Raw genomic sequence first — 7,154 nt, forward strand, 5'->3', positions numbered from 1 at the left:
AAATAGATGCTTGTATAGAGCGGACGATTTCCGCTGAAGTGTTCAGAAAGTGCTTCCTGGCCAACTTTTTCATCCGAGGCATACGTCTGCTTAAAAAAACCGCCCTCCGGGTGAGGTTGTAAGTCTAGTTTAGTAATGATATGTTCTACTTGTTGTTTAATGAAGATCACTCCTTTATACACTGCAACCATTATATCAACTCTTGACCGCGCTTTGTAATTCAGTTCTATACGAATGGTTGAACCACTCGAAACTTGCTATTAACATAGGCTTTGGTGTAGAGTAATAACGAGATTTTTAACAATATATATCACTTGATCAAGCCTTCTTTTTATAGTAAAGGCTTTTTTTAATGAGTTTGGAGGGAAATAGAATGGAACAACTAAGAAAGGGGAACCCCTTAGCACTTCTCCCTTTTGGTGTTTTTATTATACTTTTTATCGGTTCAGGAATTCTAACAGGAGACTTTTATAAGCTTCCTGTTTTAGTTGCCTTGTTTGCTGCTATTCTAGTTGCTTTATTGATGAATCGGAAGACGAGCTTCCAGACAAAGTTGAAGCAGCTTACCGAAGGCGGAGGTCATCCGGATATCATATTAATGGTCATCATTTTCTTGCTCGCAGGAGCCTTTTCTTCTGTTGCTGAAGGAGTAGGCGCTGTCGATTCGACCGTCAATTTAGGGCTGAGCGTCCTGCCAGGAAATCTTCTAATTGTCGGGCTCTTCGTTATCGCATGCTTCATTTCCATTTCGATGGGGACTTCTGTCGGAACCATTGTTGCTTTGGCTCCCATTGGAATGGGTATCGCTGATCAGACGGATGTCAATGTAGCGCTTACGATGGGAGCGATTGTCAGTGGCGCGATGTTTGGGGACAACTTATCAATTATTTCTGATACAACAATAGCCGCTGTCCGTACGCAAGGAACAGAAATGAAAGATAAGTTCAAAGCGAATTTTTTCATTGTTTTACCTGCCGCCATCATCACAGCGGTTATTTTTGGAATCATTACCGCTGATGCCTCTACAACCTTGCAGGAAGAACACCCGTATGAGCTTGTAAAAGTACTGCCTTACCTTGGAGTTCTTATTTTTGCAGTCATCGGTGTCAACGTCATTTATGTGTTGATGGGTGGCATCCTGTTTGCGGGAATCATCGGCCTATCTGTTGGGGAAATATCTATGATGGATTTTGTGACACTTCTTGGAGACGGTTTCCAGAGCATGCAGAATCTATCGCTGCTTGTCATTCTTTTAGGTGGATTGGTTGAGTTGATTCGGAGAAATGGCGGCATCGACTTCCTCTTGCATTCTATTAGCCGAGGTGCTCGCTCTGATCGGGGAGGAGAGTTTGGAATTGCTGGCTTAGTCAGTGCAGTCAATCTTTCTACAGCTAATAATACAATCTCTATCATTACGACGGGACCATTAGCCAAGCGGATCTCTGAACGTTTTGATATTGATTCTCGAAGGTCTGCAAGTCTATTGGATATCTTCTCGAGCTCTGTTCAGGGATTGTTACCTTATGGTGCACAGATTTTATCCGTAGCCGGTGTAGCAAGCATCTCTCCTGTAGCGATTGTACCGTTCTGCTTTTATCCAATATTACTGGCTGTATCAGGTTTGCTGGCTATCGTGTTCCGTTTTCCGAGGTTTACAATTAAGCGTGGACGTGCCTAAGTGGTGCCTCGTCGAGCGGTACCAGGCTGAGCGGTACCAGGTACCGAAAGAAAGAGAGTTGGTACCTGACACCGAGATGACAGAAGCCGGTACCAGGTACCGAACAGCAAGCTGTTGGTACCTGACACCGAAAGGTCACGCACAGGTACCTGGTACGAACCACCACCCGAACCACCAAAACCCTGTTTTCAAGAATTGAAAACGGGGTTTTTATGTCAAAAGTGGTAAAAGAATGGGTATTCAGTCGTAGAGAAGGGAAGAGACCTATAGGAGGCGTTTTTCCCTATGAAGAAGAAGCCCTTTTTGATGACTGTAACTACATTGATGTTGACGGTAGTCTGCCTATTCCTCTTTTCACTGGTTTCTCCTTCCGAAACAGACCACGTAACCAGCGATCAAACAAAAAAGAGTAAAGCGAGCGAGACGAAAGTAGACAACGATCAAAAAGAAAAGACGATGTCGATTCAATACGATGGAGATGTGTATCCAGTTGGTCAACTTCCTGAAGTTTCCGAACAGGTTCTCCAGTATGAACAAGAAATTGAGAAGCATGCAAAGGAGTACGGAGTCGCATCTTACTCGAATATTATTTTGGCACTTATGATGCAAGAGTCGGAAGGAAAAGGGAAGGATCCTATGCAGGCGTCTGAATCGTTATGCGGAGAAGCAGGCTGTATTGAAGATCCAATAAAATCAGTGAAACAAGGCGTGTTATATTTTTCAAAGGTCTTAGAGAAAGCAGGGAATGATGTGAAACTTGCCTTGCAGTCGTATAATTTCGGAGATGGATTTATTAACTATGTAAAAGAAAACGGGGGAAGCTACTCTAAAGATCTAGCCATCCACTATTCGCAAGAAATGTTTGAAAAAGTCCGAGGTTCCGGAAATTATACGTGCCGTTCACCTGAAGAAGCCGAACTTGAGGCATGCTATGGTGATTTCGATTATGTAGGTGAAATTTTAAAATACTTTGAAGAAACATAAAAAAGTTGGCCTTCTGACTGAGGCCAGCTTTTCTTAACGCATAGGTAGATCAAGATGTCGACGATTGCCCCAGTACAGCGACATATTGGTTATCAAACATTGGTTTGAAACGCAGACCGTCCCAGCTGAGCGGTGTTTGGACAAGCCCAAGTCCATCTGCATTGTAGCGTCCAATAATTCTTTGAAGGGCATATAGATCATAAACGCCATCTCCGTTAAAATCGATGGGATAAAGCTGGTTGAGTCCTGAAACGGAACCTTCCAAAGGGGAAATTAGTGCACCGTTCGGCTTATAGATTTCAGAAAGATATTCTTTCCCTCGATTGCTTAGATCGATGATGAACGATAGACCTAGTGTATTATTTGTCACTTTCACTTTGTACTGATTTTGATACATGACTGAGTAATCGTAATAGCTGTCAAAAGCTTCATAATCAAATAACAAACTGGGTTGATTGTTCAAGAAAGAATACACGTAAAAGTATCCAAAACCGCCACTTCCTCCTGAATCCATTCGAATAAAAATATCATTAACCTTATTTCCGGTAAAATCCCCAAGGAACAAACCTGGCTGATACCCTTGGTTCGTTTTCAGCGGAACCGAGTAAAACAGCTGTGTCTGACCGTCCTGGACGACGAGCGTTATGTCTGTAGTGTAAGGACTGTGCGAAGACTTTTGCCCGACAAGATATACATGATCCGGAATGTAATCTCCATTCACATCTCCGGTGGCAAAAGAAAGAACATACGAAGTTGATGAGGACTGTGTCTGTCGTTGGTAAAAAGGATTGTAATACATAACGGCCACCATCCTACTTTTAATTGTTAGCTTAGTTTATGCGTAACAAGGAGAGGTGATGGTATAAAAAAAGAAGGCCGTGCGCCTCCTTTGAAAAAATTTATAATCGGCTGAACCCTTCTTGTTCAAGGAAATTTGCTGCTTCTTCATAAGAATTGAACGTTCCTTCTAACTGTTCATCTGCATAGACATTGTAGCCGTCTTCTTCCCTCATTAGAACAAGTGCCTGATCGTAATCATTCAACCATTCTTCAAGGACAGGGTTTTTCTCTGCAGGGGAGAGGGAAAGTGAGTCAATCGATTCTCTAATCAACTCTCTCAGTTCGTCGGCTTTAAAATCTTTAATATTGACCATGCCTTTATGATCTGACGGATAGCCTTCGATTTCTCCAGCAAAAACAAATCCGTTGCCATTCGGGTGTAAACGATAGACGACGATTTTTTTATCGTATAAGCTTTCTTCATAGTGGAAATTGATTCGTCCAAGGGAAATCTCTTTCTTTTCTAATTCATCAAATTCTTCAATGACGGCCAATTTTTCTTCAAACGATAACATAGGAGCCTCCTGATTTTTTATCATCCGTTTAGTATAGCATAGCCCTTATCTTATCGGAAATACCCCATTGCTATTCTTAAGAAATTATAGTATAGTTTAGTGGCGATGAGCTGTTTGTGTAAGTCGAAGTATAAGCTTAAAGGCTAAACGACGAATGTGGTCGTCGGTACATTCGCGACAAAAATCGAAAGCCTTCCCTTTTTAAAAGGGAAGGCTTTTTTCGTCGTCTAGGGAATTATAAAATTGTTGTGTGTGGATAACTTTTTGTGGTGAGAGGCTACATTCAGCTCCAGCGCCTAGCCCCCGACAAGCATAAGTCAATCGGCTGTGTAGGTGAAAAGCAGGCCACTCCATCGCTTGCCTTATGCTTATCTGGGCCCGAAGGTGCTTGCACTTTTATTCTTCTTATTTAATCTTTCCAAAACTCATATGTTCGTGTCGGCCACGTATGATTTGATATACGCCATATAAGATTAAACCTAAAGCGACCACGCCTAGAATCCACTGACCATGAGGTTTTTGAGCCAATTCAGAGAGTGCCCCGTCAAGGCCTTTCGCTTGATCAGGGTTAGCTGTAAGAGCCGTTTGTACAAAGAAATATCCAATTAGTCCTAAAACAACTCCACGAGCTGTAAGTCCCATTTTTCCGGACTTGCGTGCAACGTTCTGTTCATGTCGATCCATCTGACCAATCTTAAACTTCTTCATAAAGCGTCCTGTAACTCCAGTAAAGAGTTCGTACAGTCCGTAGCCGATAATGATAACTCCGATGGCGCCGATGATCCATTGACCAAACGGCTGAGATAATAACTTCGCTGACATCGTCTGTTCCGAATTCCCGCTGCTGCTTCCTGCGTTCATCGCGATTTTGATGGCATTAAAAGCTAAAGCACCGTAGATGACACCACTTACGGCGTATCCAATTCGGGAGATGGCTCCTTTGTTTTGGGGATTCTTAATCGCCTTGATGAAGTCCCAAACGATGTAACCGATCAATCCGATTCCGACCAGCCAGAGGAGGATTTCTCCAAATGGAACACCGGCTAAGGAGCGCAGCATCCCGCTGGTTCCTGTAGTTTTACCTCCTACACCGATTGCTGCCATAAACGCTAGCACGCCTACGATTCCATAAACGGCTCCTTTTGCCATGTAACCGAATCGACCGAACCGTCGAATCCAGGGTTTGATTTCTTCTTTGGCTTCTGAAGCCTGCGAACTGCTTGTCATAGATGTGTCCACATTTCATCACTCATTTCGTAAATTTGTTTACTCAACTAGATAATTCCCGAACTTAGCTAAGAAGAAACTATCTGTTAAAAATTGGGTGATAAATCCTATGTATGACTGAAGAATGATATAGTATAAATGAAAAGAGGTGGACGGTTATGTATTTAACAATTAAAGAAACGGCAGAGTACTTGGATTTCCCAGAGGACTATATCATCAGTCTAATCCGTCAAAAGAAGATCCGGACACTTCATGATGGAGAACAATATTTAATAAACAAAAATCAATTTTCTGCACATTTTGAACAAATAGAAAAATACCGTGCTATGATCCAGGCCTATTTAAGTGAACCCATTCCTGAAGACCCGGACGTAAAAGATGAAGATTGAATGAAAAAAGCAGAGCATCCGCTCTGCTTTTACTTATCACTCCTTGACTGCAACCGCTTCTATTTCAACTTTTGCACCTTTAGGGAGTTTGCTGACCTCTACGGCAGCTCTTGCTGGGTAGGGCTCACTTAAATAGCTCGCGTAAATTTCATTAACGGTTGCGAAATCATCCATCGAAGCTAAGTAAATATTGGCTTTTGCGACGTGGCGATAAGTCAAACCGGCTTCTTCAAGGATTGCCCCAAGATTTTTCATCACTTGATGGGCCTGGGCATCGACGTCGTCAGAAACAAATTCCATCGTCTCTGGATCTAAAGGAATTTGACCAGAGATGAATAGGAGGTTTCCGAGGTCTGCAGCTTGAGAATAAGGTCCGATCGCAGCGGGGGCTTTGTCAGTAGAGATTGCTTTAAACATGAACGTTCACTCCTGTTATGTAAGATTGAATCTATCCTAACACGAGTAACAATAGAAAAGAAAGATAATCTCTTCGTAGTCTAAGTAACCGGAATGTTATCTAATTGTAATGTTAGTCTTTTTTGTAAAGGGTAAATTCAGAATGGATCGAACATCAGGTTTCCACCATAGAACGGAGGAGTTTTCGTTACATGAATGAAAAAGAGAAATTAGAACAGAAAATCGAACAATTGCGAGTAAGGATGTATGAAATTTATGAACAGGACCTGTCAGAGGAAGAATTGCTGAGAATTTCGAGAGATCTGGATGAGTTACTGAATAAGCTTAGAAGACATTCAATGAAAAGTTCTTCTTGTCAATAAGGATGAGGTTCTATTGAATTCGACGGTTTTCTAAGTCGGAAGAAATTTTATTTACTCACTCAACTTTATAGGAATCTTGATTTCGCTCAATAGCTATGATAGTTTTGAACTAATGCCACCCGATCGATAAAAACGACTGCGGGAAACTTAACCATTTCCATGGGATGGCAGGCCAAACCTCTACATTTTGTAGAGGTTTTTTTAATGTCCAACGAGAAAGAGTATATCCTTATCTAATGGGTTTCAAGCTAGAAGAATTCCTCCGGGAGATTGGTGGAAATGTATCGGACTTTATTATGGAATAATTGGGGTGTATTGTAACTTTTTAACTCCATAATCGACAGATAAAAGAAGACTCGTATTAGGAGGAAACCCATTGGAAAAGTACATTTGGATTTTCCTGATCATTGCTTTACTTGCAGGCTGTGGATCGAAACCAGATTTTGAAGGTGCAATTATAGAGGTGAAGGAAAATAGTATTGTCGTCGGAGAGGATGATGTGGATCCAGAAGCGAGCTATCCGACGTATGAAGTTTTGATAGACCAAAATACCGAGATTGATGAACCGATTGACGCTCTTTCTGATGAAAAAGTCCAGATTTGGGTTTCAGGGAATGGTGTTGAAGTAGATGGTAAATTAGCAGAAAAAATTAAGATAGAATCCGACCAGTGAAGGCTTTCCTCACTGGTTTTTATGTATTTATTAGTGAAAGCGGTTTATTATTATAGAAAAAAAAGATAA

General features: G+C 41.6%; 11 protein-coding genes. 6 read left to right on the forward strand and 5 right to left on the reverse strand.

The window, feature by feature from the left end; genetic code table 11:
• Positions 1 to 191, reverse strand: a 191-nt coding sequence (locus LD39_RS09630) for a cupin domain-containing protein (RefSeq protein WP_035545606.1), incomplete at its 3' end; no start/stop codon positions are given.
• Positions 192 to 373: 182 nt separating this feature from the next.
• On the opposite strand from LD39_RS09630, the gene LD39_RS09635 reads away from it, so the two are divergent.
• The 3 genes from LD39_RS09635 (at position 374) to LD39_RS09640 (ending at position 2,662) form a co-directional block, all read left to right on the forward strand.
• A complete protein-coding gene (locus LD39_RS09635) occupies positions 374 to 1,678 on the forward strand; it encodes a Na+/H+ antiporter NhaC family protein (protein WP_035545607.1) in 1,305 nt (434 codons plus the stop codon).
• Positions 1,665 to 1,877 (forward strand): hypothetical protein, encoded by a 213-nt coding sequence (locus LD39_RS22595; RefSeq protein ID WP_156112608.1) that lies wholly within the window; start codon positions 1,665 to 1,667, stop codon positions 1,875 to 1,877. The genes LD39_RS09635 and LD39_RS22595 overlap by 14 nt, the downstream gene beginning before the upstream one ends.
• An 86-nt stretch (positions 1,878 to 1,963) precedes the next feature.
• Entirely contained in the window at positions 1,964 to 2,662 is a 699-nt protein-coding gene (locus LD39_RS09640; protein WP_052158801.1) for a lysozyme family protein, read from the forward strand.
• Between the two features lie 49 nt (positions 2,663 to 2,711).
• Here the strand turns inward: LD39_RS09640 and LD39_RS09645 are convergent, their stop codons facing one another.
• The 3 genes from LD39_RS09645 to LD39_RS09655 all read right to left on the reverse strand — a co-directional run bounded on the left by LD39_RS09645 (position 2,712) and on the right by LD39_RS09655 (position 5,244).
• On the reverse strand, positions 2,712 to 3,461 hold the full coding sequence (locus LD39_RS09645) for a hypothetical protein (RefSeq protein ID WP_035545608.1): 750 nt from the start codon (positions 3,459 to 3,461) through the stop codon (positions 2,712 to 2,714).
• A 100-nt stretch (positions 3,462 to 3,561) separates the two neighbouring features.
• Positions 3,562 to 4,017, reverse strand: coding sequence for a hypothetical protein (locus LD39_RS09650; RefSeq protein ID WP_035545610.1), 456 nt, complete (start codon positions 4,015 to 4,017; stop codon positions 3,562 to 3,564).
• A gap of 405 nt (positions 4,018 to 4,422) precedes the next feature.
• Positions 4,423 to 5,244 (reverse strand): DUF1206 domain-containing protein, encoded by an 822-nt coding sequence (locus tag LD39_RS09655; protein WP_035545611.1) that lies wholly within the window; start codon positions 5,242 to 5,244, stop codon positions 4,423 to 4,425.
• A gap of 158 nt (positions 5,245 to 5,402) precedes the next feature.
• On the opposite strand from LD39_RS09655, the gene LD39_RS09660 reads away from it, so the two are divergent.
• Positions 5,403 to 5,633: an excisionase family DNA-binding protein gene (locus LD39_RS09660; protein ID WP_035545613.1), complete on the forward strand. Its 231-nt coding sequence runs from the start codon at positions 5,403 to 5,405 to the stop codon at positions 5,631 to 5,633.
• Between the two features lie 36 nt (positions 5,634 to 5,669).
• On the opposite strand, the gene LD39_RS09665 is transcribed toward LD39_RS09660, so the two are convergent.
• Positions 5,670 to 6,050 (reverse strand): RidA family protein, encoded by a 381-nt coding sequence (locus tag LD39_RS09665; RefSeq protein ID WP_035545614.1) that lies wholly within the window; start codon positions 6,048 to 6,050, stop codon positions 5,670 to 5,672.
• Positions 6,051 to 6,241: 191 nt separating this feature from the next.
• On the opposite strand from LD39_RS09665, the gene LD39_RS22090 reads away from it, so the two are divergent.
• Both LD39_RS22090 and LD39_RS09670 read left to right on the forward strand, forming a co-directional pair.
• Positions 6,242 to 6,412 carry an aspartyl-phosphate phosphatase Spo0E family protein gene (locus LD39_RS22090; RefSeq protein WP_081988402.1) on the forward strand — a complete coding sequence of 57 codons (171 nt, stop codon included), beginning with the start codon at positions 6,242 to 6,244 and terminating at the stop codon, positions 6,410 to 6,412.
• 376 nt (positions 6,413 to 6,788) lie between these two features.
• Complete coding sequence (locus LD39_RS09670) at positions 6,789 to 7,085, forward strand: hypothetical protein (RefSeq protein ID WP_035545615.1); 297 nt, start codon at positions 6,789 to 6,791, stop codon at positions 7,083 to 7,085.
• Positions 7,086 to 7,154 lie beyond the last annotated feature (69 nt).

Origin of the sequence: Halobacillus sp. BBL2006, assembly GCF_000786645.1 — a bacterium.
Taxonomy (GTDB): domain Bacteria; phylum Bacillota; class Bacilli; order Bacillales; family Halobacillaceae; genus Halobacillus.